This window comes from Kribbella turkmenica (assembly GCF_004348725.1).
Classification (GTDB): Bacteria; Actinomycetota; Actinomycetes; order Propionibacteriales; family Kribbellaceae; genus Kribbella; species Kribbella turkmenica.
The window spans coordinates 1-26,829 of record NZ_SMKR01000074.1 but is presented as its reverse complement, the minus strand read 5'-3'; the positions used below and the strand labels follow the sequence as shown (position 1 = coordinate 26,829).

Sequence of the window (26,829 nt, the reverse complement as noted above, 5' to 3'; positions counted from 1 at the left end):
TCGAACACCGCGGCCGACGACCGGTCGTGCCCGAATCCGCTGTTGTCGCACCGTCGGCTGTGTTGTGTGGAGCCGTCGTACTGGCTGAAGGAAGCAGAGTGCTGCACGGTGCGGTGCTGACCGCGGAGAACGGTGAGGTCCGTCTCGGCGAGAACAGCGTGGTGATGGAGAACGCCCTGGTGCGCGGCCGGGCCGACCATCCCGCTCTGATCGGCGACGCGGTCCTGGTAGGTCCCCATGCACATGTCAACGGCGCCACGGTCGAGGACGAGGTCTTCATCGCCACGGGCGCCGCGTTGTTCCCGGGTTCGGTCGCCGACGCGGGCGCGGAACTTCGGATCAACAGCGTGCTGCAGGTGAACTCGCGCCTGGAGCCTGGCGCTGTCCTCCCCATCGGGTGGATCGCGGTCGGCGACCCGGCCGAACTCTTCTCGCCCGACCGGCACGAGGAGCTCTGGCAGATCCAGCGCGACCTGGACTTTCCCGGCACCGTGTACGGCGTCCCTCGTGGCACGCCGATGCGCGACATCATGGCTCGCCGTCGGCGTACTACGGCGCCCACCGGGACGACCGTGTCCTACCTGAGGCCGAGTAGTCGTCAGGTAGTCGTCAGGTAGTCGTCAGGTGGTGTAGCTGGAAGCGGCGGATCCGGGAGGGAGTGCTGCCCGCGCAGGTGAGTCGGACGTTGACGGTGTCCAGATGGGCCGAGAGCTCGACGCTGATGCTTGCGTTGCCGGCTGACAGGTCGATGCGCCAGTGGTTGTTGGGAAGTTGATGGACGGAGGTGGGCAGGAGGGTGTTGATGGCCACGGAGTGGCCGGCGGCTCGGGCGTAGTGCTGGGCTGCCTGGACGGGCGGCGTGAACGCGCCTGATCCGCGGAGGAGATCAGGCACGACGAGTCCTTCGTCGTAGCGCTTGGCGAGTTCGACAGCTCGGGACACCGAGACATGCCCGTAGAACAGGCTGTACGGCAGGACGACGACGTTCGCGGCGAAGCGGTCACCGCCGATGTGGCTGCACTCCCACGTGCGCTCGGGATAGACAGCTGTCAGCGCGGCTGCCACCGGTCGTCCGCGGACGGCGCAGCACGCGTCGTGGCGTCCGTGCGTGCACACGAGGTAGATCGGCTCGACGCTGGGCTCGCCCGGGTCCGAGCCGTCGAGCACCGCCAAGAGGTGCTCGTCCGACGGCAGCTGGCCCCACCGCACCGACTCCTGCCCTGGCCGGCTGTCCACGAGTGCCCAGCGCCGCGGGGCCGCGCGATCGATCCGCCCGAACCGCCGGATCAACACCGGCCGATACCCCAACTCCCGACACCGGCGCTCAACCTCGGCCCCGAGCTCTTCACCACCGGACGAGGACTGGAGTGACGCGAGGGCAATGCGGGGCCACGGCGTGGGGGACTCGATCAGGAGCCAGCGTTCGGCGGGGGGTGCGGTTGCGACCAAAGAGTCGCCGCGCCGGTCGGCCAGCGCGGCACAGCCTGTCTCTACCCGATACCTCTCAGCCACCACGTCCATCCGTTCCCGCGTTCACGCAAGCCCACAGCAAGCCCACGTGCCGCACGGTCTTTCTCGTCCGCACCATGCTGCCGCACCGACCAGCCAATGCCATCCTCACCCCTACGCTGCCGCACCCCCAGACATGCACCCACCCCACCACGCGGTTGCACCGGCCGGGGGATGCGTTTCTTGCCGGCGCGTTCGCTACCTCGGGCCGGACACCCAGACGCACGACGTCAGGCGCCCACCCGCGGCCGACTCTGTACAACCACAGCGCAGACGGAACGGGCACCGGCCGGCGGCGTCCGTCGCGTGAATATTGTTGCCCGACGCAACAAGTGTGCTACGAGGTGGTCGTGACCAGGACTGCCTCGGTGAGCAGGCGGCATACCAGGACCAGTTGGTCGTCGGCGTCCAGGCCGGGGAGGTCCCCGACCTTCTGGTCCGCGCCGGAGCAGAGCGCCGCGACAGCCTCTGCTGTGATCGCCGGGAAGGTGATCCTGCGGTCGGGCAACTGAAGCACGACCGGATCGCCCGGGACGACTCGACACCGCAGACCCGCCCGGCGTTGTACCGTAGTACCGACCGCCAACGACGCGATCGCAGCCGCATGAGCCAACGGCGACAGCGGCGCAGGCCGGCTACTCGACCAAGTACGACGTCGCAGCCGGTCAGCCAGCTCCTCAGGCGTCGCCGACTGGATCTGCTTGACCAACAGCGAAGCCACCTCCGGCAGCACCGCATTGACCTGCGCAGGATCACCCGCATCGAAGCCGAGCGGCAAGGCCGTCCGCAACTCGGCCTCGTCCGCCGCCAGCGCGGCCAGCTCCTGCACGAGGAGATACCGAGTCATGGTGTGCAGACCGACAGTCAGGTGCGCACTGACGCCACCCAGCGCCTTGGCCGAGTGCAGAAAGCCGCGCGGCACATAGAGCGCATCACCGGGACGCAGTACGTCGTCTATCACCGGACCCTGGTCACGCGCAGCAGCCGCGACCGCCTGCGAGTGATCCGTCCACGGCTGGTTCCGGAGTGGGTCCACATGCACCGGCTCGTGCACGGTCCAGTGCTTTTCACCCGCGACCTGCAGCACAAAGACATCGTGTATGTCGTAGTGCGCCGAGAACCCCTGTGATTCGGCAGGAGTGATGTAAGCGTTGATCTGCACCGGATGACCGGCGTCGACGGTCAACTGCGTGGCGAAGTCAACCAAGGCCGGCCAGGTACGGTGCAGCGCCTGCAGTACGACGGTGTGCCCGCTGGCGAACAGCGCAGCCACCTTGTCGTCGCGGACCTGGTCAGCGATCTCGGCGCCCACCCCGGCTGAACCGGTGAACTGCCCGTCACCGACCACCGCGCCGTTCTTCGCGATCCGCAGGAACGGCGTCCGGAGACCGCGACGGGACAGCAACTCGTCCGCGGCCTCCAGGCTGAACAGGTCGTCGTACGGCGCCGGCAGGTCGGTGCCGTGGGACAACAGAGCCCGCGCACCCCAGTAGGAGTGCGCGAACTCGTCCAGATCACCCGCAACGCAACGCCGGAGAGCCGGGCGCTCGTCCGGCGGCGACCCGGCTCCCGGCACCGTCCTCACCAACTCCCGGAGCTCCCGCTGGTCCCACCGTCGGCGCCACCGTCGGCCCCGCCGTCGGTCGCATTCGGGTTGGCACCACCGTCGGCCGGTCCTTCGCCACCTGCGCTGCCACCAGCTCCGCCACCAGCACCGCCACCAGCACCGCCATCGGCACCTCCGTCGGCGCCGCCATCGCTGGCACCAGGCGAGGCACCGCCGTCCGCGAGACCCTCGCCGCCCGCACCACCGTCAGCACCACCGTCGGTGCCGCCCGGGGTCGCGCCGCCGTCCGCAAGACCTTCACCACCCGCACCACCGTCAGCACCACCGTCAGCACCGCCGTCAGCACCACCGTCGGTCGCGCCCGGGCTGGCTCCGCCGTCGGCGGGTCCCTCCGTGCCCGACCCGTAGCCGGCCGTCGTGTCGTTGCCCTGGCCGGAAGCGCCGCCGTCGGCTCCGCCGTCCGTCGCACCCGCGGTCGCGCCACCGTCCGCCAGGCCCTCTTCACCGTCCGACGAGGTGGTCATGTCGTCGTTGTTCAGACTCATGCTGCTGCTCCCTTCCGCGAAATGGCCGCGAGTGCCGGGACGTGGTGCGGGCACTCTGCGCCAATCCTGTGCGCAAATGGCAGGTCGACTAAACCCCTCGAGGGTTACAGCGCCGACTCGGTTCCGCCGCGAAGATCGCGCCATACCTTCGCGAAGGCGTCGGTGACGTCCTCGGGACGTACGGCGATCCGCAGCCAGTCCACACCGAGTCCCGGGAAGGTGTCGCCGCGACGGACCGCGTATCCCCGTTCCCGTAAGGCATTCCGCAGTATGTCGGCCCCCTCGACGCGCACCAGCACGAACGGCCCGCGCGGCACACCGTACAACCCGACCCCGACCCCGGCCCCAGCACCAGCACCAGCACCAGCACCAGCACCAGCACCAGCACCCAAAGCGTCCACCAGATACCCCCGCTGGCGATCGAGATCAACGGCGGCGCGCGCCGCCTCGGACAGGGCGTGCTCGTTGCTGCAGGCAATTGCCGCGGCCAGCGCAGGAGTGGACACCGGCCAGTGTGGCTGGACTGCGGCCAACTGCTCGACGAGACCCGCCGCCGCCAGCACGTACCCGACCCGCAGTCCGGCGAGCCCCCAGGTTTTGGTCAGGCTGCGGATCACCACCAGTCCCGGGATCGAGGCACCGGCGAGGGATTCCGGTTCACCCGGAACGGCGTCCATGAACGCCTCGTCGACGACCAGGATCCGATCCGGACGCGCCAGCTCGCGCAGTTCGTCGGCGCGGTGAAGCACCGACGTCGGGTTGGTCGGATTGCCGACGACCACGAGGTCGGCGTCGGCCGGCACCGCCCCGGGATCGAGGACGAACCCGTCCTCCGGCCGCAGGATCACCCGGTCGACCACGTGGCCGGCCGACCGCAGCGCCGCCTCGGGTTCGGTGAACTGTGGATGAACCACGACCGCGTGCCGGGGCCGGAAGGCCCGCGCCACCAGTACGAACGCCTCCGCCGCGCCGGCCGTCAGCAGCACGCGATCCGGCGTCACCCGGTGCCGCGCGGCAACCGCCGCCACCGCCGCGTCCTGACGCGGGTACGCCGCCAGATCGCTCAGGCTGGCCGTGATCTCGTCGACCAGCCAGGCCGGCGGAGTCCCGGTCCGGACGTTGACCGCCAGGTCGACCAGCCCACCGCCGACCTCGAGATCTCCGTGATGGTCCAGCTCAAACCCGTCGGTCACCCCAGGAGGCTAACCGCTTCCCTGCACCAGCGGCTGTGAGTCCGAGCACTGAGCTCAGCGTGGAGTGACGGTGTAGCGGCGATTCAGCAGCGACGGGTTGCGCCGGCGTACGTCGGCCAGCCGGTCCGCGGAGAGCTCCGCGAAGGCCTGCCCGTCGGACTCACCGACCGAGGCGACCGCGATGCCTTGCGGATCGATGATCTGGCTCAGGCCGCAGTACTTCTTGCCGTTCTGCGCGGCGGCCGCGACGTAGCACGTGTTCTCGACCGCCCGAGCCGTCAACAGCGTCGCCCAGTGGTGTTCCTTCAGCGGGCCGCGCACCCAGGCTGCGGGTACGACGAGCACGTCGGCGCCGGCGTCCACCAGCGCGCGGGACAGTTCAGGGAAGCGCAGGTCATAGCAGGTCATCAGGCCGAGCTGCAACCCGCCGACCGACACCACGACCGGGGCGACATCTCCGGACATCAGCTGATCGGATTCCTTGTAGCCGAAGGCGTCGTACAGGTGGATTTTCCGGTAAGCACCCAGCAGCGAGCCGTCCGCAGCGACCGCGAGGAGCGTGTTGTACGGCCGGTGCTGGTCGAAGCTGCGTTCGAACATGCCCGCCACGATCGCCACCCGATGCTCGACGGCGCTCTTGCGCAGCGTGGCCACGAACTCCCCGTCCAGCGCCTCCGCGGCCTCGGCCACCGAGCTGCCCTCGGGCGCGAAGTCGTGCATGACCGCTTCCGGCAGAACGACGAGGTCCGGCCGTTCCCGCGCGGCGTCGGCGACGACCTGGGTCACCAACTCCCGGTTGTCGGCCTTGTCGTAGCTGCTGGCGGTCTGCACCACGGCGATCTTCACGTTTCCATGGTGCCGCATCGACGCACTCCACACCTGGGACACTGTGCGCGTGGAGTACGACGCGCTGGTGCTGGCCGGGGGTGGATCCACCCGGTTCGGTGGGGTGGACAAGGCCATGCTGGTGCTCGACGGCGTCACCATGCTCGACCGGGTGCTGGCAGCCACCGAGGACGCGGCGTCGACCGTGGTCGTCGGCCCGGTCCGTACGACGTACCGTCCGGTCTCCTGGACGGTCGAGAACCCACCGTCCGGCGGCCCGGTCGCCGGCATCGCGGCCGGGCTGGCCCACGGCTCCGCTCCGATCGTCGCGGTGTTCAGCTGCGACCTCCCCTGGTTGACCAAGGACGACGTCACCCTCCTGGTCAGTGGCCTCGGCGACCACGACGGTCACGGCCTTCGCGACACCGAAGGCCACGAGCAACATCTCGCCACCGCGTACCGCCGGACCGAACTCGCCGCCGCGATCCGGCGGGTCGGCGACCCTCGGGACAAGTCGGTACGGCGGACTCTCGCCGGGCTCGACCTCACCTGGTCCGAGCCGACCCGGGCCGGTCACGACGTCGACACGTGGGCGGACCTCGATGACTGACGCGATCGCCCGGGCCTTCCCGGACGGCGAGATCGTCCCGCGAAGCGGCGGCCGGCAAACACGGTCTTCGAGGTACGCCGCCCCACCGCCGCTCCCGTGATCGCCAAGGTCTATCCGCCGGAAGTGGCCTGGAAGCAGGCGAAGGAACTCCACGTCTACGGCTTGCTCGCGGACCTCGGGCCGGTGGTCCCACGAGTGCTCGAGACCGGCGAGGACTTCACCGTCTTCACGATGCTGGCCGGTGGCCCGCTGTCAGAGATCGATCCGCCCGACCGGCGAGCGACGTACGTCGAGCTGGGACGGCTTCTGGCCGCGGTCCATCGTGCCGGGCAACCGGCGTACGGCTATCTCACCGACGAGATCCTCGACCCGCTGCCGGACAACGCGCAGTACATGCGCCGCCAGTTCGCGGCCAAGCTCCGAGAGTTCGAGGCCCTCGACGGCGAACCGGCACTGCACCGCGCGATGCACGAGTACGTCGAGACACACGGCGTACTCGTCGACGCCACCACCGCACCCGTCCTGTGTCACAACGACTTCCACGAGGGCAACGTGCTGGCGGATCCCGCGACCGGCCGGGTCACCGGGTTCGTCGACGTCGAGAACGCCATCGCCGCCGACCCGCTGATGGACCTGGCGAAGACGCAGTCCTACTCGATCCGGGACGACGCCGCCAAGCTCGACGGGCTGCTCGAAGGGTACGGCGAACTGCCGCCGGACTGGCGTGAACGGACCACGCTCTACCGGCTCTACCATGCGCTCGAGCTATGGGACTGGTTCGCTTCGATAGGGATGACCACTCACCTCGACGGGCTGGCCCGAGACATGGCTGGGATCGTCGAGAGCTAGCTGTACCGTGACCTGCATGCGAGCTGTCGTGTGTGAGGGTGCCGGCGGGATCGACGTTCTGACGATCGGTGAGATCGAGGATCCGCGGCCGGCGGTCGACGAGGTCGTCATCGACGTGGTCGCCGCGGGAGTGAACCGGGCCGACCTGCTGCAGCGGCAGGGCAACTACCCGCCGCCGCCCGGCGCACCGGGCACGATCGGGCTCGAAGTCTCCGGGACGATCGCGGCCGTCGGCGCGGAGGTCGAGGGCTGGTCGGTCGGCGACGAGTGCTGTGCGCTGCTCGCGGGTGGCGGGTACGCCGAGAAGGTCGTCGTCCCGGCGCCGCAGGTGATGCCGGTGCCGGACGGGATCGACCTGATCAGCGCGGCCGCATTGCCCGAAGTGGTCGCGACCGTGTGGTCGAACGTGTTCATGACCGCGCACCTCAAGGAAGGCGAGACCCTGCTGGTCCACGGCGGAGCGTCCGGGATCGGCACGATGGCGATCCAGCTCGGCGTCGCGCACGGCGCGCGCGTGCTCTGCACGGTGGGCAGTACGGACAAGATGGAGTTCTGCACCCGACTCGGCGCCGATGTGGCGATCAACTACAAGGAAGCCGAGTGGGCCTCGGTGGTCAAGGAGGCCACCGGCAAGGCCGGCGCCGACGTCATCCTCGACATCATCGGCGCGAAGTACCTGGCCGACAACGTCAAGTCGCTCGCGTACGACGGGCGCCTGGTGGTGATCGGCCTGCAGGGCGGGGTCAAGGGCGAGCTGGACCTCGGCCGGCTGATGGGCCGGCGTGGTGCGATCACCGGCGCCGGCCTGCGGCCCCGTTCGGTCGAGGACAAGGGCCGCATCCTGGCCGAGGTCGTCGGCCACGTCTGGCCGCTGGTCGCGGAGAAGAAGGTGCGACCGATCGTGCACACCACCTTTCCCCTCGACCAGGTAGCCCGGGCCCATGAGACGCTCGAGCAGTCGGCGCAGATCGGCAAGGTCCTGCTGACCGTCTGACGCCACTCACGTCGGCGACAGGTTCGCGGCGACCCACTCCGGGTCGGGCGCGACCAACTGGATGACGTCCAGCCACGTGCCCTCCGGATCGCGGACGAAGAAGTGCCGCTGGCCGAAGGCCTCGGTGACCACCTCGGTCTCGAGCTTCACCCCGGCTTCGATGAGGGACTGCGCGACCTTGTCCGCGTCACCGACGACGAAGGCCGAAGAGGTTCGTGCTCTCGGTCAGTTCGTTCACCGCGGCCGGCACGGTCTCGTGCCCCCGCTGACAGATCGCGAGCTCCCAATCCGCCTCGTCGCGTCGCACCGCGATGAACCAGCCGAGGTCGATGGCGATCTTCAGGTCGAAGTGCTGCTGGTAGAAGGCGGCGACCTCCGCCGGACGGTCGGTGACCACGGTGGCGCCGAAGGCGGCGGGTTGCATACGTTCTCCTGACCACTGCAGTTGTCGTTGTTGTTTACGACAGTTGTAGTGGAACTCTGCTAGCCTTGTCAACATGCCGAGGAACCCCGAACGCCGTACCCAACTCGCCGACGCGGGCCTGGCCGTCCTCGCCGAGGCCGGCGCCCGCGGCCTGACCCACCGCGCCGTCGACGCTGCGGCCGGGCTGCCGGCCGGCACGGCGTCGAACTACTTCCGCACCCGGGACGCCCTGCTCGGCGCGCTCGGCGAGCGCATCTTCGAGCGACTCGCGCCGGACGAGGCGGTGATCGAGCCGTTGTCGCAGCGAGAGCCGGGCGCCGACCTGATGGTCGACTACGTGCACTACATCGTCGAGCGGCTGCTCGGGCGGCCCGAACTCTCCCTCGCACTGCTGGAGCTCCGGCTCGAAGCGGCCCGCCGGCCCGGGTTGCACGAGATCCTGTCCCGCACGATCAGGCAGGGTTTCGACGCGGACGTGGCCTTCAACTCCAACGCCGGCCTGCCCGGCGGCGCGGAGGAGATCCGCCTCCTGCACTTCGCCATCGACGGTCTCGTCCTCGACCAGCTGACCCCAGGCACCGGCCGTCCGTACGACGTCCGCGCCGCCACCGACCGCCTCGTCCGCCGGCTCGTGCGGGAAGTCTGAGCGCGACGGCCGTGGTCACGTTGCTCGGCGTGGCGATCTCCGTCTCGCTGTCCGCGCTGATGACGCGGTCCCGGCTACCGCTGGCGAGCCGGATCGACCAGCGCGAGGTCGGGGTAGGTCACCGGGTACGGCGGGGTGCCGGTGACACGCCACTGCCCGCAGTCGCAGCGCTGGTAGACGACGAGGCCCTCGCTGACCTGGTGGGAGGACGCCACGAACCAGCGGTGGCGATGGGCTTCGAGGCTGGAGGTCATGAATCCATCGTGATGTAATGCCATTGTGCATCTCAACCCTTACGGCGCCGACGCGGTCCTGCTGGCCGTCAACCTGGTCACCCGCCCTGCGCACACGCCTGATGAACTGGCTCGACGGTGTGAGGAGAGCGGCGTCGAGAGCCGGCTGGTGCGAGAACGCAAGGTCACCGCGGCCGACCTCGCCGCCGTACGGGTCGCTCTGGACGAATGGCTCGAGGTGGTCGACGCGAAGGAGGAACAGACGCGCGTCGACCTGGTCAACGCGATGCTGGCGAAGTACACCGAGCATCCGCGACTCACCAATCACGCCGGCGACGGCTGGCACATGCACTACCGGCCGGACCACGTCCCCGTCGGCCGGCTGGTCGCCACACTGATCAGCACCGGTACGGCGCTGCACCTTGCCGGCCGCGGGATCACCCGGCTCGGCCGCTGCACCGCGGACGGGTGCGACAACGTGTACGCCGATCTGTCGCGCACCGGCCGGCAGCGCTACTGCAGTCCAGCCTGCGCCAACCGGGACGCCGTACGCCGCCATCGTGCCCGGTCGGCGTAGGCCGCCCTGGCCGGACAACGGTTCTGCCGGAGCGACGCCTAGGATGGGCAGATGACCGAGAGCAGCAGCGAGGGCCAGGAACGACCGATGGCCGGGGCGCGGACCGAGGACGGCAAGGTGCTGATCGTCGGGCCGGACGGCATGGCCGTCGAGGGGCCGCCGCGCTCCGACAGCGACCGCGACGAGCAGGACGAGCCGCGGTCGGTGACCGAGCTCGTCGAACAGCCGGCCAAGGTGATGCGGGTCGCGAACATGATCCGCCAGCTTCTCGAGGAGGTGAAGTCGGCACCGCTCGACGAGGCCTCCCGGCAGCGACTGAAGTCGATCCACGAGGTCTCCATCAAGGAGCTCGAGAGCGGGCTCGCGCCCGAGCTGGTCGAGGAGCTGGAACGGCTCAGCCTGGACTTCACCGACGACGGCGTGCCGACCGAGGCCGAGCTGCGGATCGCGCAGGCCCAGCTGGTGGGCTGGCTGGAGGGCCTGTTCCACGGCATCCAGACCGCATTGTTCGCCCAGCAGATGGCGGCCCGTCAGCAGCTGGAGCAGATGCGCCGCGCGCTGCCCGGCGGCCAGCAGATCCAGGGCGAGGACGTGCCCGGTTTCCCCGGCGGACCACAGGCCAACAACACCGACGGACCCGGCAGCGGCGGGATGTACCTGTGATCCCCCGCTTCACAGCCTGAAACGACTCTCGAGGACGGCGGCGACGCCGTCCTCGTCGTTTGCCGGGCAGATGTGGTCGACGACCGCCAGCACCTCGGCGTGCGCGTTCGCGACACCGTACGACGTGCCGGCCCAGGCGAGCATCGGCAGATCGTTGATCGAGTCGCCGAAGGCGATCGCCTCCTCGGCCGGAATCCCTTGGTCGGCAGCGAAATCCGCCAGCATCGCGGCCTTCGACACCCCGCTCGCGGAGATCTCCACCAGACTGGTCCCGCCGCTGTGGCTGGCGGTGACCCGGCCGGCGACCACCGGGGTGATCCGCGCGAGCAACTGGTCGGAGTGCCAGCTCGGGTGCCGGACGAGCAGTTTCGCGGCCGGTTCCGACAGCAGCACCTCGATCCCGGCGACCAACGTGTCCTCGGGTCTCGGCCACCGATTGAGGTAGTTCGGTTCCTGTCCGTAGCGATCCGATCGCTCGATCGCGAACTCCACGTCCGGGATCTCGGCGCGAATCGCCTGCGCCACCTCGAGGGCGACCGCCGGATCGATCAGTCGCGTCCGGATCGCCTGCCGCCGCACGACGTCGTACAAAATGGCGCCGTTGGCAACAATTGCCACACCGTGCTCGCCGACCAGGTCGGCCAGGTCGTGCAGCCAGCGAGGTGGCCGGGCGGTGACCATCACGAAAACACTTCCGGCGTGCTGTGCCGCGAGCACTGCGGACCGGGTGCGGTCGGAGATGGTTCCGTCACTGCGCACGAGGGTTCCGTCGAGATCAGTGGCGATCAGACGGGGTGGGCGGAGGTCGTCGGTGGCCTTCACCCGCACTACCGTATCCGGCGTGCTGAGATTTGTTCATTACTCCTAACGGTACGTCCGGCGCAAGCGATCAGGGACCGGTTTCAGACGTTTCTGACCTATCTGATTGAGCCTTGAACATCGTCACCAGACCGTTACGGCAGGATCCTGCAAAGGCAGCAAGTTCCCCTGCGCAGCAGGGTTTACGCGTGATTTCATGCGGTGGTCTGGCGGGGAACCGGGGGCGATTCGGCCGCGTCGTAAGCCTGTTCTGGATCAGCGCGACTGTTGCAGCCCACCACCCTGAAGAACACACAAACGCCGAAAACGTTGTGGAGTTGACTGCAACCAAAGCCACAGCAGCGGCGTCAACAGTTATGGATCGGTGCGCCCCGTGCGGGGCGACAACGGTGGGTCGGCAACAGTACGTCGATCCATCAGCTAGTGGGTCCGTCGTGGCCGAACGTCGTTCATCGTTCGTTCACACGGGTCCTAATACTTGGGGAGCCACATGACCGTCAACAGCGCCAATCTAGCGGGATCAGGGGGCAGCAGTTCCCGAGCCGCTGTCGACACATCTTCCGTCACGGAGGGGGCGATGACCGGTTGTATCGCCCGGTCGGACATTTTCCAGCACCGGCTGATGGAAGAACCACCGCCCGCGTCCGCCACCCGGCGGACCCGCGAGCGGTACGAACAGCTCGTGCGGGAGGCGAAGGCGTTGTGTGCCTCGTGCCCGCTGTTCACCGACTGCCTGTACAACGCGGTCGCCGAGCACGACGTCAGCGGTTTCGTCGCCGGAACCACTGCCGCGCAAAGGCGTTCGATGCGTAACCTGCTCGACGTCGAGGTCCAGGCCGACGACTTCGACCAGCTCGCCGGCGCGCGCGGAACCCGCCGCCCGGTCAGCCACGAAGAGGTTCTCCGGCTGCGGACGCAGTACCCGAACGACAGCCTGGAGTCGCTGGCGATGCGGCTCGGATGCTCGCTGTCGACGGTCAAGCGGCACCTGCGCCGGGCGCGCCGCGGGCAGAGCCCGGCCGCCAAGACGCCGCGGCCGCGGCCCGAGGTCAACGCCGTGCTCGACGCGTTCGACACGGTCGTCGACCAGCGGCGCCAGCCGCGCCGGACCGGCGGCAGCCGGGTCGCCTGATCCGATACTCGGCCCGCCAGCGGACTATCGGACTCTGACAGCCCCGGGCCCGGAACTCCTGCTCCCGCAGTGGTTCCGGGCCTTCGGTTGCCTACGGAAACAGTGTGGTCAAGCCTTTCGATCTCGCTCGAAAGGGCCTCAGAACCACCGGTTGAGTACCGCGGCGACGCCGTCGTCCTGGACCGACTTGGTCACCTCGTCGGCGGCCGCCTTCACCTCGTCCGGTGCCGACCCCATGGCGATGCCGAGTCCGGCGTACGTCAACATCTCGATGTCGTTGCGGCCGTCCCCGATCGCGACCAGGCCGGCCGGATCCAGGTCGTACTGCGCGAGCGCGACCTTCAGCCCGGTCGACTTGTCCACACCTTCCGGCGCGATGTCCAGCCAGGCCGTCCAGCCGACGAAGTAGCTGACCCCGTGCAGGCCGAGACGTTCCGCCAGCTCGACGAAGTCCGCCTCCGACTGCTCCGGGTCCCGGATGATCAACCGGGTCACGGGTTCCGGCGCCAGCTCGTCGTCACCGACCACCCGGATCCGGGCGTCGTACCCGAGGTCGCCGTCCGGGAACGGCGCGGTCACCAGATAGCTGCCGTCGTGCTCCTCGACCGCCATCCGGGCGTTCGGCGCGTGCTCGCGCACCGAGGCGATCACCGTCGTCGGGTCGAACGTCCGCTCGTCGACCACCTCGCCGGCCGGGAACCGCATCGTCCGCGCACCGTTGCTGCAGACAACCAACCCGCCGGCGGCCAGGCCGAGCCGCTCGGCCACCGGCTTGCTGGTCTGCCAGCCCCGCCCGGTGGCCAGGATCACCGGGACCTCGGCCGCGGCTCGCCGGACCGCGTCGATCACGGCCGGCGACAGCTGGTCGTCGTGGTCGAGCAGGGTTCCATCGATGTCCAGGGCAACGGCCGTCGGCCGCGACGTCTCCGTCATTTCCCAACCGGTTCGAGGACCTCACGACCACCGACGTACGGACGCAGCGCGGTCGGCACCCGGACCGAGCCGTCGGCCAGCTGGTGCGTCTCCAGGATGGCGACGATCCAGCGGGTGGTGGCCAGCGTCCCGTTCAGCGTCGCGACCGGCTGCGTCCTGCCGTCGGCCTCGCGGTGCCGGATGTTCAGCCGGCGGGCCTGGAAGTCGATGCAGTTCGACGTCGAGGTCAGCTCGCGGTACCGGCCCTGCGTCGGCACCCACGCCTCGCAGTCGAACTTCCGGTACGCCGAGACGCCGAGGTCACCGGTGGCGGTGTCGATCACCCGGTAGCTCAGCTCCATCTTGTCGAGCATCTCCTTCTCCCAGTTCAGCAGCCGCAGGTGCTCCGCGGCGGCGTCCTCCAGGGTGCAGTAGGAGAACATCTCGACCTTGTCGAACTGGTGGACGCGGATGATCCCGCGGGTGTCCTTCCCGTGCGACCCGGCCTCCTTGCGGTAGCACGACGACCACCCGGCGTACCGGATCGGGCCGGCGGACAGGTCGATGATCTCGTCCATGTGGTAGCCGGCCAGCGAGACCTCCGACGTACCGACCAGGTAGAGGTCCGGGTCGGCCAGCCGGTAGACGTCGTCGTGCGCCGACAGGTAGCCGGTGCCGCCCATCACCTCGGGCTTGACCAGCGTCGGCGTGATCATCGGGGTGAAGCCGGCCTCGACCGCCTGCTGGATCGCCAGCTGCAGCATGCCGAGCTGCAGCAGCATGCCGGTGCCCTTGAGGAAGTAGAACCGCGAGCCGGAGATCTTCGCGCCGCGCTCCATGTCGATCGCGCCGAGCAGCTCACCCAGCTCGAGGTGGTCGCGCGGTTCGAAACCCTCGGCGGCGAAGTCGCGGGGCTTGCCGACCTCCTCGACCACGACGTAGTCGTCCTCGCCGCCGACCGGGGCCTCGTCGGACACCAGGTTCGGCAGTGCGCGGGCGAGCTCGTCGAAACGGTGGCCGGCGTCGTTCGCGGCGGCCTCGCTGGCCTTCACCTCGGCGGCCAGCGTCTTGGTCCGCTCCAGCAGCGCGGCCCGCTCGTCGCCCTTGGCCTGCGCGACCTGCTTGCCGAGGCCCTTCTGCTCGGCCCGCAGCGCCTCGAACGCGGAGATGGACGATCGACGCTCACTGTCGGCCACCAGGATCTGGTCGACCAGGTCCGCACTCTCACCGCGCTTGGTCAGGGCCGAGCGCACGACGTCGGGGTTCTCACGGAGCAGTTTCGCGTCAATCACACCCCGAGGGTATCGGGGCGTGTCAGAGCGGGCGAAGTCTGTTCGGGATGATGGGCTGTGCCTACGCGATCATGAGGGGGGAATCGAGCGGGTCATGCAGCACCACCCACCCAGTCATCTCGGCCGTGCGCTCACGGTCGTGCTGGGTGCACTGCCGTTCACCGTGATCACCCTGCTGGTGGCCAACCGCTGGGCTCCGCTGGAGCGCTGGGACCAGTCGGTCGCCGCCCAGGCCGCCGAGTACGGCGCCACCCGGCCGAACGTCGTGGATTTCTGGCACGTGGTCGGCGACGTGTTCCTGCCGTGGGCGATGCGCGGGGTGATAGTGATCGTCGGCATCTACCTGTGGCACCGGCGCGCCCGCCTGCTGACCGTCTGGCTGGTGGTCTCGGCCGGCCTGGAGCTGGGCCTGGTGCACGCGGTCAAGCACATCTTCGACCGGCCGCGCCCCCAGCAGATGCTGGTCGAGAACGACGGCTGGTCCTACGTCTCCGGCCACGCCACGGCCGCGTTCGTGATGGCCGGTGCGCTGGGTGTCGTCCTGCCGTCGGTGCGCGGCTGGCGACGGCGGTTCCGCCTGCTGGTGATGCTGCCGACGATCGCCGTCGTCTGGATCACCTCGGCCGACCGGGTCGCTCTCAACGTGCACTACGTCTCCGACGTGGTCGGCGGCTGGGCGCTCGGCCTGGCGATCCTCACCGCGACCTCGATCGGCTTCGGACTCCGGCCGGGACTGCGCCGGCGGCGCCGGCGTACGCCGTCCGACGACGACGGTACGACGGAGCCGCCGCGGGCCGCGGTGATCGTGAACCCGATCAAGGTCGGCGACGGAGTCGCGTTCCGGCGGAAGGTCACCCGGGCGCTCGCGGTCCGCGGCTTCGACGACCCGTTGTGGCTGGAGACCCGGGAGGACGACGCCGGGAACGCGATGGCCAAGCGGGCGATCGAGAGCGAGTCGGATTTGGTGCTCGTGGCCGGCGGCGACGGGACGGTCCGCGTGGTCTGCGCGGCGCTGGCGTACACCGGGATCCCGGTCGGCGTGATCCCGGCCGGCACCGGCAATCTGCTCGCCCGGAACCTGCACATCCCGCTCGACCTGGACGACGCACTCGAACGGATCCTCGACGGCCGCAACCGGCGGATCGACCTGGTCAAGGTGCACGGTGACGAGCTGGACACCGACCGGTTCGCGGTGATGGCCGGGCTCGGGCTGGACGCGGCGATCATCTCGGACGCGCCGCCGCACCTGAAGCGGCAGATCGGCTGGACCGCGTACCTGGTGTCGGCGGCCAAGAACATCAACCATCCGTCGGTGAAGGTCCGGATCGCGCTCGACGACGAGCTCGTGATCGAGCGCCGGGTGCGGACGGTCGTGGTCGGCAACGTCGGCATGCTGCAGGCGAACATCCCGCTGCTCCCGGACGCCCGGCCGGACGACGGACTGCTCGACGTTGTGGTGATCGCGCCGCGGCGGGTGACCCAGTGGCCGATCGTCGTCTGGCGGCTGATGACCCGGACGAACCGGCACGACATGTACCTCGAACGGTTCACCGGGCGGAAGGTGGAGATCACCGCATCGGTCGACGTCCAGCGGCAGCTCGACGGGGACCCGATCGGGCCGGGACGTTCACTGACCGCCGAGATCGAGGCCGGCGCGCTCGTGACCCGGGTGCCGAAGCGCCGCTAACCCTCGACCGTCGGGCCGGCCTCCTTCTGCAGGGTCTCGATCGCCTCTTCCTCCTCGGGCGACAGCTTGGACTCGCTCGCGAACGCCTTGATCTCCTTGGCGTACGTGCGCGCGTCGGCCCGGCTGTTGATCGAGGTCAGCACGACGCCGTCGCCCTTGTCGTCCAGTAGCGCGAGCGACCAGGAGAGCTTCCCGCCGGTGTCACCGAAGGCGTCGTACCGGACCACGGCCAGGTGCTGCAGCGTCTCGCGCAGTTCGCCCCGGGTGACCTCGAGCTCCTTGCCGAGTTTCCGCAGTTCGGACCGGACCGTGCCCGGCTTGGCCTCCGGCTGCGGAGCGGGCTCGGGGACCGGGGTGGCCGGCAGGTTGGCCGCCGTGGCAGCGCCGGACTGCGCCCGCAGCGCCTGGATGGCGAACACGAGGGCGAGGACCGCCACGAACAGGGCGGCGATCCCGAATGCGCCGGCTAACGTCGAAGACACGCACGGAAGCCTAAAGCATCTCTCGTCATGCCTGAGTACTCAGGTGATTGCGGAGAGTACCTGGGAACTGCTGCCCGGTGGACCACGCGATCGGGTGGTGTCAGCGGCAACGTAGATTCAGCGACGTGACACATTTGCCTGACCCAGGTCCCCAGCCAGGCGTTCACGACCTCGGATACGCCCGGCTCGACACCGATCGGCTGGAGCGTACCGGCGACGCCGAGGTGGTCTACGGCGCCGGCAAGACACCAGCACAGGTCGTCGAGCTGCTGCGCACCCTGCACGCCACTCACCCGTCCCACGCAGTACTGGCCACTCGCCTGACGGTCGAGGCGCAAGAGGCCGTCGGGGCCGCTTTACCGACCGCGGTGATCGACCCGGTCGGCCGTACGGCGGTCCTCGGTGAGCCGCCGGTACTGCGTGGGACTGTCGCTGTCGTCGCGGCCGGTACGTCGGACGCACCGGTGGCAGCCGAGGCGGTGACCACGGCGCGCGTGTTCGGCGCTGAGGTGGACGTGATCACGGACGTGGGTGTCGCTGGGCTGCATCGGATCATGGGCGTGCGGGAACGGCTGGACGCGGCCGACTGCCTGATCGTGGTCGCCGGGATGGAGGGTGCGCTGCCGAGCGTGGTCGGCGGGCTGGTCGGCGTACCGCTGGTCGCCGTACCGACATCGGTCGGGTACGGCGCCTCGTTCGGCGGGATCGCGGCGTTGCTCGGAATGCTCAACTCGTGTGCACCGGGTGTGACCGTGGTGAACATCGACAACGGCTTCGGGGCCGGCGTGTTCGCGGCCCGGGTGGCGCGCCGTTCGGCTCCCCGCGAAACCAAGGAGAACCCGTGAGGATCGCCTGGATCGACTGCTCCGCCGGCGCCTCCGGCGACATGCTCCTGGGAGCCTTCCTCGACGCCGGCGCCGACCTCACGTACGTCAATACCGCCGTAGCCGCCGTCGACCCGTCGTTGTCCGTCACCACCACCCCCACAGCCCGCCACCAGATCGCCGCCACCAAGGCAACGGTGAGGGTGGACGGCACACCCCACCCGGAATCCGTCCCGGCCGAGGACGCCTACGCGGCCGGCCACGGACACGGACACCGCCATGGGCACGGCCACGGTCATGGGCCCGGTCATGGGCCCGGGCATGGTGAGCACGAGCAGGACGGTCACACCCACGGACCCACTCGTGCGTGGGCTGACGTGCGCGCTCTTCTGGAGCAGGCCGGGCTGCCGGAAGCGGTTCGGGCCCGGGCTTTGGACACCTTCGCGCGGTTGGCTCGGGCGGAAGCTTCGGCTCACGGGGTCGAGCCGGACACCGTGCACTTCCACGAGGTCGGCGCACTGGACGCGATCGCGGACATCGTCGGCGTCGCCGCGGCCTCGGTCTCGCTCGGGCTCGACCGCGTCGTCGTGTCGACGATCGCGCTCGGCGGCGGTCGCCAGGTGCGCGGCCGGCACGGCGGCATCCCGATCCCCGGTCCCGCCGTGCTCCACCTACTCTCCGAGGCCGAAGCCCCGGTGGTCGGCGGCACCGCGCCGTACGAGATGACGACGCCGACCGGCGCCGCGCTGCTCGCCACGCTGGCCGACGAGTTCGGCATGCTGCCGCCGCTGCGGATCACCCGGACCGGCGTCGGCGCCGGCGGCCGCGACCCGGTCGAGGTTCCGAACATCGTCCGCGTGATCGTCGGCGAGACCACGGAGCGCCCGGCGACCGAACTGGTCTACGAGACCAACGTCGACGATCTCGACCCCCGCCTGTGGCCGCAGACTCTCGCCCGCCTCCTCGAGGCCGGCGCGGCCGACGCCTGGCTGACCCCGATCCTGATGAAGAAGGGCCGCCCGGCCCACACCCTGTCGGTGCTGGTCAGCAGCGTGAACGCCGACGCGGTCCGCCGGGTGATCCTCACCGAGACCACGGCCATCGGGCTGCGCGAGCACCCGATCAGCAAGCACGCCGCCGACCGCGAGTTCACCACCGTCGAGGTCGACGGCCAGCCGATCAGCATCAAGATCGCCCGGTACGACGGCCAGGTCGTCAACGTCCAGCCCGAGTACGACGACGTCGTGGCGGCCGCGGCCGAGCTCAAGCAACCGGTGAAGGCCGTCCTCGCCCGGGCGGTCGCCGCCGCGGAACCGCTCTGGCGCTAACGCCCGCTGTAGGGAGGGGCGAAGACCACCAGCAACGCCAGATCCTCGGTGACGTCGGTGAACCGATGCTCCTCCTCGGCCGGCACGAACAGCACGTCACCCGGACCGACCGGCTCGGACCCGCTGGGCGTCACCAGCATGGCCCGGCCGGTCGTGACGACGTAGATCTCGTCCTGGTGATGCGGGGCCTGATCGTCGACCCCGCCGGCCGGGATCGAGTAGGTACCCACCGACATCGAGTCGTTCCGTAGCTGCTCGACGTAGTCGTTCGGTTCGCGGTGTACGAAGACGCCCGCCCCCACCAGTTTCTTCACCCGGCGAGACTAGGGCACGTCTCCCCATTTCTCGCAGTCGCGAGCAGGTGCTCGGTGGGTGCAGCGCAAGGCGGAGGGCGGGGCTCGAAGTGGGGTTCTCCACGCCCCACCCTCCAACGCGGCGATGTGCCCCGCCGAGTGCCGCGCAGCACGCAGGGAATTGGGAGCCGTGCCCTAGTGGGCTTGAGCCTTCTCCGGCACGGCTTTCTGCTTGCGGCGTGGCCAGTCGTACGGCCACCACTGCGCGCCGCCCCGACGGGCCCACACGATCAGCCCGATCAGCACCGCCAGCTCGATCGCCGGGCAGATCGTGTCCCGGAGCCGGGCGCTGAACCACTCCAGCGAGTCCGACAGGCTCGCCGCGACCTGGCGGGCGTTCGGATCTCGACCCGGAACGTAGGCGATCGCGAGCATCGTCGTCCGGATCACCATCAATCCGTCGACCTTCGACGCCGCCACCGCGGCCAGCGCGACCCAGGCGATGACGTCGTACCAGGGTAGTGAGTACATCGCGGTCAGGATCCAGGCGATCGCGTAGATCGCGGTGTAGCGGATCGCGGCGGGGGTCGGGTCGTCCGGGTGCGTCTGCGGCACCAGCGACTTCGGGAACACCTGGGACAGCAGGATCGCGACCAGGATCAGCCCGAGCCAGGCGATGATCGCGAGGACCGTCCGGACCAGCGAGCCCGGCAGGAACAGGTCGAAGAAGCTCAGCAGCACCTTGTGCGGCGTACCGGTCGAGATGAACGACGTCTGCGACCGCGCCTGCTGGAATGCCTGCAGCCCGACCACCGCGTACAGGCTGCCCATCGCGAGCGCACCGCCGCCACAGAAGATCGCCGCCTTCCGCCGGTCCGCGCGCAACGCCCACAGCATCGCCACACCGACCAGCCCGATCGACAGTTTGGTGCAGCCCGCGACACCGATCAGGATGCCCGCCCAGAACACGTGCCGCCGGAACAACCACAGCGCGATTACCGCGAACATCACCGCGACTGCGTCGTTGTGCGCACCCGCCAGGACGGTCCACAGGATCAGCGGGTTGGCCAGGCCGAGCATCGCCACGCGCCGGCGGTTCGACAGGTTGGGCCCGACCAGTTTGAGCAGGACGAGGCCGGTGACGACCAGGCTGATCGCGACCGACAACTGCAGCATCCACACGGTCAGCTGCATCGAGTCGCCGCCGATCAGCGACGAGATCCACTGGATCCAGGTCGCGATCGGGCCGTACACGCTCCGCGCGCCCTGCCACGGCCGCTCGGTGGCGGCGATCACCGGGTCGTACCCGAGCCGGATCGTGTCCGCCGGCGCGGTCGTGTACGGATCGCCGCCGAGCGACATGATCCGGCCGTACGCCGCGTAGATCAGGACGTCACCCGAGGCCATCGGCGGCACCAGCGTGATCGCCGCCGTCGTACCGATGCCCAGGGCAACCAAGCGCTGGACCCGCGGCGCCCAGCCGTGCTTGAGAGCCTTGGTCGCGAGGAAGACGCCGTACCCGCCGAGCAGGATGGCGACGTAGATCATCGTCGTGACGAGCCAGTCGTTCGGCTTGCTGTCGAACCAGTACGACGGCAGCCAGGCGTGCCGGTTCGTCAGCGTCAGGACGACCACGGACGGACCGAGCAGACCGGCCGCGACGATCAGCGTCGTGCACGCCAGGTAGAGCGCGACCGCGCGACGACCGTAGCGACTCGCCAGCCAAAGGTCTGCCGTCTCGATGCTGGTGTCGCTGGTGCTCATTGCGACTTCCGCGGGAAGAGACTGCGCAGCGACCGCCCGCTACCGGCCGGGAGCGCGCTCCGCGCGGCCAGGGCACGGCGGACATGCAGGTACTGCCGGCCGCGGTGCAGTTGACCGCGCAGGTCCGTGCCCGTCGCCCGGTGCTTGACGTCGATCGGCACTTCGAGGATGCGGAAGCCCTTGCGGCCGAGGTCGATGCTCAGCGCGGTCTCCACCCCGAAACCGGCGGCCAGCGGTACGGCGGCGTCGAACGCGACCCGGGTCAGGCAGCGTTGACCGGACAGCGGCTGCTCCGGCGCCCAGCCGGTCGCCTCCTCGATCCCGGCCCGCGCGAGCCGGACGACGAACCCGTGACCACCGGCCTTGGAACCGTCCGCGCGCGTCTGCGCCGGCAACGTGCCGACGGTCATGTCCGCCCGGCCGGTCTGCACCGGCTCGATCAGCGGCGCCGCCGCGGTCGCGGAATCGGTCAGATCGGCGTCGAGGAAGAGCAGGTGCCGAGCGCGGGCGCCGTCGCGCTCCGCGACCGCCGCCGCCCCGGTCTCCATCGCCGCGGCCTTCCCCCGGTTCCGCTCGTGCCGCACGACGACCGCCCCGGCCCGCTCGGCGGCCTGCGCCGTACCGTCCGCCGAACCGTCGTCGACGACCACCACCAGGTCCACCCCGATGATCTTGTGCACCGCGTCCACGGTGGCCGCGATCCGCTCCGCCTCGTCCTTCGCCGGGATCACGCAGGCGACGGCTCGCTCGAAGGGCTCGGAAGGCAGATCATGACCGGACACAGCACCGCAGCCTAGTTGCTTCGCAGCCGATCGACCTCGTCAGTTCCGGACCGCTGTGGATATCTCGTTCTTTCGTACGACCTGTGGAAAACCCGGGAGGCCCACGGCGGATCACGGCATCTTCTCTGGCGAGAGCGGGCGGCGTGCGCCGTCTCTCACCGGGAGAAGTTGGAGGTTCAGGGATATTGTCGGACAATCAGACAGATTGGCAGGGCATCCGGCGCAGCGAGCGCCGCTGCCGTAGCGTGGTTGGGACGACCGGAGAAGGGACAGGCGGATGACCGAGGCTCAGGGAGTCGACAAGAGGTACGGCGTCGACAGCGAGGTCGGGCCGCTGCGGACGGTGATGCTGCACCGGCCGGGGAACGAGCTCCGCCGGCTCACTCCGCGCAACAACGACAAACTCCTCTTCGACGGCATCCCGTGGGTCGGCCGGGCCCAGGAGGAGCACGACGCCTTCGCGCAGGCGCTGCGGGACCGCGACGTCGAGGTGCTGTACCTCGGCGAGCTGCTCACCGAGGCGCTGACCGACCCCGAGGCTCGTTCGGTCGCGGTCACCGGTGCGATCGCGGACCTCCGGCTCGGCGACACCTTGCGCGACTACCTCCGTACCGCGCTGAGCGACCTCGACCCGGCGCGATTGGCCGAGGCGCTGATGGCCGGCGTACGGAACGACGAGGTCCGCGCCGGTGGCCTGGTCACGTCGCTGCTGGCGCACGAGGACTTCCTGATCGACCCCCTGCCGAACCTGTTGTTCACCCGCGACTCGAGCGTGTGGATCCGGGACTCGGTCGCGGTCACGTCGCTGGCGATGCCTGCCCGCGCGCGGGAGACACAACTGACCGAGCTGATCTACACCTTCCATCCGCGCTTCGCCGGGGCGGACAAGGTCTACGACCACCAGCTCGAACATGTCGAAGGTGGGGACGTGCTCGCGCTCGGCCCCGGCGTGCTGGCCGTCGGGGTGGGCGAGCGGACGACGCCCGCGGGAGTCGAGCGCTTGGCCCGTCGGGTCTTCGCGCAGGGGCTGGCGCACACCGTTCTCGCCGTGCCGATCGCGCAACAGCGGGCGACCATGCACCTCGACACCGTCTGCACGATGGTCGACGTCGACGCCGTACTGATGTATCCGAACATGGCCGAGGAGATGCGCGCGCACGCGGTCACGACCGACGGCGAGCAGTTGTACGTCGCCGAGCCCGAGCCGTTCCTGGTCGCGGCCGCGAAGGCGCTCGGGATCGACACGTTGCGGCGGATCGACACCGGCCTCGACCCGGTCACGGCCGAACGCGAGCAATGGGACGACGGGAACAACACCCTGGCGCTCGCGCCGCGGGTGTGCATCGCGTACGAACGGACCGTGGAGACCAACGCGCGGCTGGAGGAGTCCGGGATCGAGGTCATCCGGATCTCCGGGTCGGAGCTCGGCTCGGGTCGTGGCGGGCCCCGCTGCATGTCCTGCCCGGTCCTGCGCGCCCCGCTCGCAGTGGTCTAATCCGGGCCCGGAAAGCCCTGTGGTGATCACGGTGAGCCCGGCGACACGCGCAGTGAAATCGGGGCTTGTGGCGGACCATCAATCTGAGTACCCTTCATGCCTAGGCCCAGGCCCTGTTGCTCCCCCGTCAGCAGGACTTGGGCCGTCCACGTTCTCTCCCCCGGTTGCAGGCACCAGCCTCCCGTCGGGCGATTTCCTCGTCACCAGCCGATCCAACGGCCTAGACCACAACGGCCCGGAACCTGCCCACGGCTCACGACAACACCCGGCCCCGCGAGACGCGGAACCGGGTATCGCGTGGCGCTCCCGCGGATGCGGTGCCGAAATAATGGCTGCCGGACGGGTTGTCGCCGCCGGGGGTGCTGGTGAACCGCCGCCCAGCAGAATGCCGGGGCGTTGGTTCCGGCTGCCGCTCAGCAGCAGACAAGCTTGGCCAACTACCCGGGGCGGCTCCTGTTCGGCAGACTGGTTGGGGTCAGCGGATGGTCAGCTGGCGGCTGGAGAGGCCGGCTCGGGCGGCTCGTTCTTCGGTGGTGAGGTTGGCGTCGGCGGCAAGGGCCTTCTCGAGGGCGGCGGCGAAGTCGGCGGCCGGCTTCTCCACGTCGGCGGCTTCGGCGTCGGCGGGGAGCTCCCAGACAGGCGCCAGTACGCCGAGTGCTCGGAAGGAACCGATCAGGCGGCTGCCCTCGACCAGCTTGGAGGAGCCCGCCGCGTGCAGCCGGGCGAGGGCGTCCAGCAGCGTGTCCTCGCTGTGCGGCATCACCCAGCGCAGGTACCGGCGGTCGCCGATCTGCGTCCAGTACGCCGCTTCCACCGACTCCAGCCGGATGGTCGGCGCCGCGGCCGCGTTCGCGCGCTCCAGCCCGGCGGCGACCTCACCCGTCGGGTCCTCGACGTTCTCGCCGACCCAGTAGTCGAACCCTTCGTGCACCTTCACTTCGATCGGCTTCGAGGTGTCGATCAGGTCCTGCAGCCGCGGTCCGTCCTTCAGCAGGTCGCCCAGCTGGACCGGGTTGCCCGGCTCGGTCCTCAGTGCCGCGGTGATCGCGTGCCCGAGGTCGCGGCTCGGGTCACCCGACGACGCGTGCGTCTGCAGCCCGATCCAGATCGTCTCGTCGTCGCGCACCAGCCCCGGCATCGCCATCGGCAGCAGGGTGACCAGGTTGACCACCTTGCCGGCGTTGTCACCGGTCAGCACGACCTCCGCCGTGCCGGACGGGACGATCTCGCGGAAGGCGATCAGGTCACACTCGGACGGCAGCCCTTCGAACGGCCGCACCACGAACGAGTCGGCCTGCTGGGCCCGCTCCCGTCCGTGGCACTGCTTGAACCGCTTGCCCGATCCACACGGGCAGGGCTCCCGTGGGCCGACGTCCACCAGGTCGGCCGGGTCCAGCGTGACGGTCGTGTTCTTCGCGCGCTGCCGCGACTTCTTTCCCATAGGCCGCAGTCTTGCAGCCCGCCACCCCGATCAGCCAACTCGGGAAAGGTCAGCTCGGGATGATCGCGTGCACCGTGCGGTGGGTGGCGGCGGTGCGGACGTCCCACGTGGACGTGAGGACGTCGACGATGGCCAGACCGCGCCCGCCGATCGACTCGGGGTGGGCGTCGTCGATGCGTTGCGGCTCGGTGTCACCGCATCCGTCGGTCACCTCGACGTGGATACCGGCCTTGTCGATCCACCAGGCGGCGCGGACCTCGCCGGCGGGCAGCGGCGGTGCGTACCGGATCGCGTTCGAGAGCAGTTCGGACAGGACGAGTTGCGCGTCGTCACGAGCGGTTTCGGCGACCCGGGAGCGCTTGAGGTAGGCGGCCAGACGGCGACGGGCATCCGCTACCGCGGACACTTCGTGCGGCAGTACGACGTCCACAACGTTCACGTCGGCAGGCAAGGTCGCAGAGGACAAGCAGGGTCTCCTCGTTCATCGGAACAGCCATAAGCACATCTGCCCAGCTTCCGACCTGCGAAAACACCAACGTGTATTCCGTTACATAGCGGCGCGGGAGATCACATGTTCACCCGGCAAATCGAGACGGAATCGACAGAATTGAACGTTTCGATAACGCGTCGCATTCACATCACTACGCATCCGGACCGACCTTGTCCTACGTCGCGAGCCACCCCGCACCTCGGCTGCCGGACCGGGATCACCGGCGCGGTTGGCGTCTGCGCGGGTAGGTGTACGAGGGAAGCGGCGGCGTCGGGGACTCGGCGAGGATCCTCACCGCGGCCTCGGGACGGTCGCTGATGACGGCGTCGACGCCGATGTCACGGCAGTGCCGGAGGTCCGCGTCGGCGTTGACGGTCCAGACGTGCACCTGGTGGCCGTGCTTCTGCGCCCGGTCGACGTACTCCGGGTGGGCGGTGACGATCTCCAGGCTCGGGCCGGCGTAGGAGACGCCGGTGGGCAGCGAGCCGTCACGGAAACGGAGCGGTATCCGGTCCATCAGCAGGACCGTCCGCAACCCGGGCGCCATCGTCCGCAGGCGCCGCAGAGACAGCCAGGAGAAGCTCATCACCCGTGCAGGCGACTCGGTGCCGATCTTCGGGTGCGCCCAGCCGTAGCGGTCGAGGGCCTCGATCAGGCGGCGTTCGACCAGGCCGGCGTACCGGGTGGGGTGTTTGGTCTCGATCGCGAGCTCCAACGGACGGCCGGCGTCGCGGACCATGGACAGCAGCTCGTCCAGGGTGAGCACCTTGCGCATGTCCGGACTCGGCAGCTCGGCCTCGTCGTCGAGGTCCGCCCACGGGTTCTTCCAGGATCCCCAGTCGAACGCCTCGAGCTCCTCCAGGCTCATCGTGGACAGCACGCCGCGGCCGTTGGAGGTGCGCTCGATCCGCCGGTCGTGGACGCAGACGAGATGTCCGTCGGCGGTCAGCCGGACGTCGCACTCGAGGCCGTCCGCTCCTGCCTCGACCGCTCGGCGGTACGCCGCCAGCGTGTGCTCGGGACTGATCTCACTCGCGCCGCGATGGGCCACGACGCTCGGGCCCCGCCCGAGCAAGCTCTGCGCCATGAGGACAACTCTGTCACGCACTCAAGTCACCCAGTCAACGCAGCCACGCCGACGTCGGAAAACGATTGCTGACGGCCCCGCAGGACGGGTCGGAGAAAGTGTCGGTCGGAGTGGTGAGGATTGCCGCATGCAGATGCGGGCGGTGGTGCTGGACGGGCCGATCGAACCGGAGGAGCTTCGAGTACGCCGGGTGCCGGTGCCAGAGCCGCCACCCGGGTGGGTGCGGGTCAAGGTCGAGGCGTTCGGGCTGAACCGGTCGGAGTACCACCTGCGGGTCGGCTTGGCGTCGAACGCGCGGTTCCCGGTGATTCCCGGGATCGAGGCCACCGGGACGATCGATCTCGCGCCGGGCGGTGAGTTCGAGCC

The 26,829-nt window shown here is 69.6% G+C and carries 31 protein-coding genes; 13 read left to right on the top strand and 18 right to left on the bottom strand.

Annotated features, from left to right (window positions below):
• Positions 1 to 98: 98 nt before the first annotated feature.
• The gene (locus tag E1218_RS18160) at positions 99 to 617 is read left to right on the top strand and encodes a gamma carbonic anhydrase family protein (RefSeq protein ID WP_233712301.1); all 519 of its coding nucleotides are present in this window, start codon (positions 99 to 101) and stop codon (positions 615 to 617) included.
• On the opposite strand, the gene E1218_RS18155 is transcribed toward E1218_RS18160, so the two are convergent.
• The 5 genes from E1218_RS18155 to E1218_RS18135 form a co-directional block, all read right to left on the bottom strand.
• The gene (locus E1218_RS18155) at positions 610 to 1,521 is read right to left on the bottom strand and encodes a sucrase ferredoxin (RefSeq protein WP_132321643.1); all 912 of its coding nucleotides are present in this window, start codon (positions 1,519 to 1,521) and stop codon (positions 610 to 612) included. The genes E1218_RS18160 and E1218_RS18155 overlap by 8 nt on opposite strands.
• Positions 1,522 to 1,846: 325 nt before the next feature.
• The gene (locus E1218_RS18150) at positions 1,847 to 3,094 is read right to left on the bottom strand and encodes a cupin domain-containing protein (RefSeq protein WP_132321659.1); all 1,248 of its coding nucleotides are present in this window, start codon (positions 3,092 to 3,094) and stop codon (positions 1,847 to 1,849) included.
• Positions 3,091 to 3,621 (bottom strand): BatC protein, encoded by a 531-nt coding sequence (locus tag E1218_RS18145; protein ID WP_132321641.1) that lies wholly within the window; start codon positions 3,619 to 3,621, stop codon positions 3,091 to 3,093. The genes E1218_RS18150 and E1218_RS18145 overlap by 4 nt, the downstream gene beginning before the upstream one ends.
• 104 nt (positions 3,622 to 3,725) lie before the next feature.
• Positions 3,726 to 4,814 (bottom strand): Rv2231c family pyridoxal phosphate-dependent protein CobC, encoded by a 1,089-nt coding sequence (gene cobC, locus E1218_RS18140; RefSeq protein WP_132321639.1) that lies wholly within the window; start codon positions 4,812 to 4,814, stop codon positions 3,726 to 3,728.
• A 54-nt stretch (positions 4,815 to 4,868) separates the two neighbouring features.
• Positions 4,869 to 5,660 carry a carbon-nitrogen hydrolase family protein gene (locus tag E1218_RS18135; protein WP_132321637.1) on the bottom strand — a complete coding sequence of 264 codons (792 nt, stop codon included), beginning with the start codon at positions 5,658 to 5,660 and terminating at the stop codon, positions 4,869 to 4,871.
• Positions 5,661 to 5,709: 49 nt separating this feature from the next.
• Here E1218_RS18135 and mobA point away from each other — a divergent pair, with 49 nt between their 5' ends.
• The 3 genes from mobA (at position 5,710) to E1218_RS18120 (ending at position 8,092) form a co-directional block, all read left to right on the top strand.
• On the top strand, positions 5,710 to 6,249 hold the full coding sequence (gene mobA, locus E1218_RS18130; protein ID WP_233712300.1) for a molybdenum cofactor guanylyltransferase: 540 nt from the start codon (positions 5,710 to 5,712) through the stop codon (positions 6,247 to 6,249).
• Positions 6,250 to 6,345: 96 nt separating this feature from the next.
• Positions 6,346 to 7,098 carry a phosphotransferase family protein gene (locus tag E1218_RS18125; protein WP_132321633.1) on the top strand — a complete coding sequence of 251 codons (753 nt, stop codon included), beginning with the start codon at positions 6,346 to 6,348 and terminating at the stop codon, positions 7,096 to 7,098.
• Positions 7,099 to 7,114: 16 nt separating this feature from the next.
• Positions 7,115 to 8,092, top strand: coding sequence for an NAD(P)H-quinone oxidoreductase (locus E1218_RS18120; RefSeq protein WP_132321631.1), 978 nt, complete (start codon positions 7,115 to 7,117; stop codon positions 8,090 to 8,092).
• 6 nt (positions 8,093 to 8,098) lie between these two features.
• On the opposite strand, the gene E1218_RS36110 is transcribed toward E1218_RS18120, so the two are convergent.
• Together E1218_RS36110 and E1218_RS18115 are read right to left on the bottom strand one after the other, a co-directional pair.
• The gene (locus tag E1218_RS36110) at positions 8,099 to 8,242 is read right to left on the bottom strand and encodes a VOC family protein (RefSeq protein ID WP_165949311.1); all 144 of its coding nucleotides are present in this window, start codon (positions 8,240 to 8,242) and stop codon (positions 8,099 to 8,101) included.
• Between the two features lie 37 nt (positions 8,243 to 8,279).
• Complete coding sequence (locus E1218_RS18115; RefSeq protein ID WP_132321629.1) at positions 8,280 to 8,516, bottom strand: VOC family protein; 237 nt, start codon at positions 8,514 to 8,516, stop codon at positions 8,280 to 8,282.
• 73 nt (positions 8,517 to 8,589) lie between these two features.
• On the opposite strand from E1218_RS18115, the gene E1218_RS18110 reads away from it, so the two are divergent.
• Positions 8,590 to 9,162, top strand: a complete 573-nt coding sequence (locus E1218_RS18110) for a TetR/AcrR family transcriptional regulator (RefSeq protein ID WP_132321627.1) — start codon at positions 8,590 to 8,592, stop codon at positions 9,160 to 9,162.
• A gap of 74 nt (positions 9,163 to 9,236) precedes the next feature.
• Here the strand turns inward: E1218_RS18110 and E1218_RS18105 are convergent, their stop codons facing one another.
• Positions 9,237 to 9,416, bottom strand: a complete 180-nt coding sequence (locus tag E1218_RS18105; protein ID WP_132321625.1) for a hypothetical protein — start codon at positions 9,414 to 9,416, stop codon at positions 9,237 to 9,239.
• A gap of 25 nt (positions 9,417 to 9,441) precedes the next feature.
• Here E1218_RS18105 and E1218_RS18100 point away from each other — a divergent pair, with 25 nt between their 5' ends.
• Both E1218_RS18100 and E1218_RS18095 read left to right on the top strand, forming a co-directional pair.
• Positions 9,442 to 9,972 (top strand): CGNR zinc finger domain-containing protein, encoded by a 531-nt coding sequence (locus E1218_RS18100; RefSeq protein ID WP_132321623.1) that lies wholly within the window; start codon positions 9,442 to 9,444, stop codon positions 9,970 to 9,972.
• A 51-nt stretch (positions 9,973 to 10,023) separates the two neighbouring features.
• Entirely contained in the window at positions 10,024 to 10,635 is a 612-nt protein-coding gene (locus E1218_RS18095; RefSeq protein ID WP_132321621.1) for a bacterial proteasome activator family protein, read from the top strand.
• 9 nt (positions 10,636 to 10,644) lie between these two features.
• Here the strand turns inward: E1218_RS18095 and E1218_RS18090 are convergent, their stop codons facing one another.
• Positions 10,645 to 11,457 (bottom strand): HAD family hydrolase, encoded by an 813-nt coding sequence (locus E1218_RS18090; protein WP_132321619.1) that lies wholly within the window; start codon positions 11,455 to 11,457, stop codon positions 10,645 to 10,647.
• Between the two features lie 574 nt (positions 11,458 to 12,031).
• Here E1218_RS18090 and E1218_RS18085 point away from each other — a divergent pair.
• Entirely contained in the window at positions 12,032 to 12,586 is a 555-nt protein-coding gene (locus E1218_RS18085; RefSeq protein WP_132321618.1) for a WhiB family transcriptional regulator, read from the top strand.
• Between the two features lie 138 nt (positions 12,587 to 12,724).
• Here the strand turns inward: E1218_RS18085 and E1218_RS18080 are convergent, their stop codons facing one another.
• Both E1218_RS18080 and serS read right to left on the bottom strand, forming a co-directional pair.
• Positions 12,725 to 13,519, bottom strand: coding sequence for an HAD family hydrolase (locus E1218_RS18080; RefSeq protein WP_132321617.1), 795 nt, complete (start codon positions 13,517 to 13,519; stop codon positions 12,725 to 12,727).
• Positions 13,516 to 14,790 (bottom strand): serine--tRNA ligase, encoded by a 1,275-nt coding sequence (gene serS, locus E1218_RS18075; RefSeq protein WP_132321615.1) that lies wholly within the window; start codon positions 14,788 to 14,790, stop codon positions 13,516 to 13,518. Before serS ends, E1218_RS18080 begins: the two co-directional genes overlap by 4 nt.
• 94 nt (positions 14,791 to 14,884) lie before the next feature.
• Here serS and E1218_RS18070 point away from each other — a divergent pair, with 94 nt between their 5' ends.
• Positions 14,885 to 16,477 carry a diacylglycerol kinase family protein gene (locus E1218_RS18070; protein ID WP_132321613.1) on the top strand — a complete coding sequence of 531 codons (1,593 nt, stop codon included), beginning with the start codon at positions 14,885 to 14,887 and terminating at the stop codon, positions 16,475 to 16,477.
• Here E1218_RS18070 and E1218_RS18065 read toward each other — a convergent pair.
• Positions 16,474 to 16,959, bottom strand: coding sequence for a DUF4446 family protein (locus E1218_RS18065; RefSeq protein ID WP_233712299.1), 486 nt, complete (start codon positions 16,957 to 16,959; stop codon positions 16,474 to 16,476). The two genes, E1218_RS18070 and E1218_RS18065, sit on opposite strands and share 4 nt — an antisense overlap.
• A 125-nt stretch (positions 16,960 to 17,084) precedes the next feature.
• Here E1218_RS18065 and larB point away from each other — a divergent pair, with 125 nt between their 5' ends.
• Positions 17,085 to 17,804, top strand: coding sequence for a nickel pincer cofactor biosynthesis protein LarB (larB, locus tag E1218_RS18060; RefSeq protein WP_132321611.1), 720 nt, complete (start codon positions 17,085 to 17,087; stop codon positions 17,802 to 17,804).
• Positions 17,801 to 19,111: a nickel pincer cofactor biosynthesis protein LarC gene (gene larC / locus E1218_RS18055; protein ID WP_132321609.1), complete on the top strand. Its 1,311-nt coding sequence runs from the start codon at positions 17,801 to 17,803 to the stop codon at positions 19,109 to 19,111. The genes larB and larC overlap by 4 nt, the downstream gene beginning before the upstream one ends.
• Here the strand turns inward: larC and E1218_RS18050 are convergent.
• From E1218_RS18050 to E1218_RS18040, 3 genes are all read right to left on the bottom strand, one after another.
• Complete coding sequence (locus tag E1218_RS18050; protein WP_202866073.1) at positions 19,108 to 19,425, bottom strand: cupin domain-containing protein; 318 nt, start codon at positions 19,423 to 19,425, stop codon at positions 19,108 to 19,110. The genes larC and E1218_RS18050 overlap by 4 nt on opposite strands.
• A gap of 174 nt (positions 19,426 to 19,599) precedes the next feature.
• Complete coding sequence (locus E1218_RS18045) at positions 19,600 to 21,168, bottom strand: glycosyltransferase 87 family protein (protein ID WP_132321607.1); 1,569 nt, start codon at positions 21,166 to 21,168, stop codon at positions 19,600 to 19,602.
• Entirely contained in the window at positions 21,165 to 21,950 is a 786-nt protein-coding gene (locus tag E1218_RS18040; RefSeq protein WP_132321605.1) for a glycosyltransferase, read from the bottom strand. Before E1218_RS18040 ends, E1218_RS18045 begins: the two co-directional genes overlap by 4 nt.
• Positions 21,951 to 22,227: 277 nt before the next feature.
• On the opposite strand from E1218_RS18040, the gene E1218_RS18035 reads away from it, so the two are divergent.
• Positions 22,228 to 23,445: an arginine deiminase gene (locus E1218_RS18035; RefSeq protein ID WP_132321603.1), complete on the top strand. Its 1,218-nt coding sequence runs from the start codon at positions 22,228 to 22,230 to the stop codon at positions 23,443 to 23,445.
• Positions 23,446 to 23,920: 475 nt separating this feature from the next.
• On the opposite strand, the gene E1218_RS18030 is transcribed toward E1218_RS18035, so the two are convergent.
• From E1218_RS18030 to E1218_RS18020, 3 genes are all read right to left on the bottom strand, one after another.
• Entirely contained in the window at positions 23,921 to 24,886 is a 966-nt protein-coding gene (locus E1218_RS18030; RefSeq protein WP_132321601.1) for a DUF5926 family protein, read from the bottom strand.
• Positions 24,887 to 24,935: 49 nt separating this feature from the next.
• The gene (locus E1218_RS18025) at positions 24,936 to 25,352 is read right to left on the bottom strand and encodes an ATP-binding protein (protein WP_132321599.1); all 417 of its coding nucleotides are present in this window, start codon (positions 25,350 to 25,352) and stop codon (positions 24,936 to 24,938) included.
• A 241-nt stretch (positions 25,353 to 25,593) separates the two neighbouring features.
• Positions 25,594 to 26,463, bottom strand: a complete 870-nt coding sequence (locus E1218_RS18020; RefSeq protein ID WP_132321597.1) for a glycerophosphodiester phosphodiesterase — start codon at positions 26,461 to 26,463, stop codon at positions 25,594 to 25,596.
• A 127-nt stretch (positions 26,464 to 26,590) separates the two neighbouring features.
• Here E1218_RS18020 and E1218_RS18015 point away from each other — a divergent pair.
• On the top strand, positions 26,591 to 26,829 hold a 239-nt coding region (locus E1218_RS18015), incomplete at its 3' end, for an alcohol dehydrogenase catalytic domain-containing protein (protein WP_165949310.1).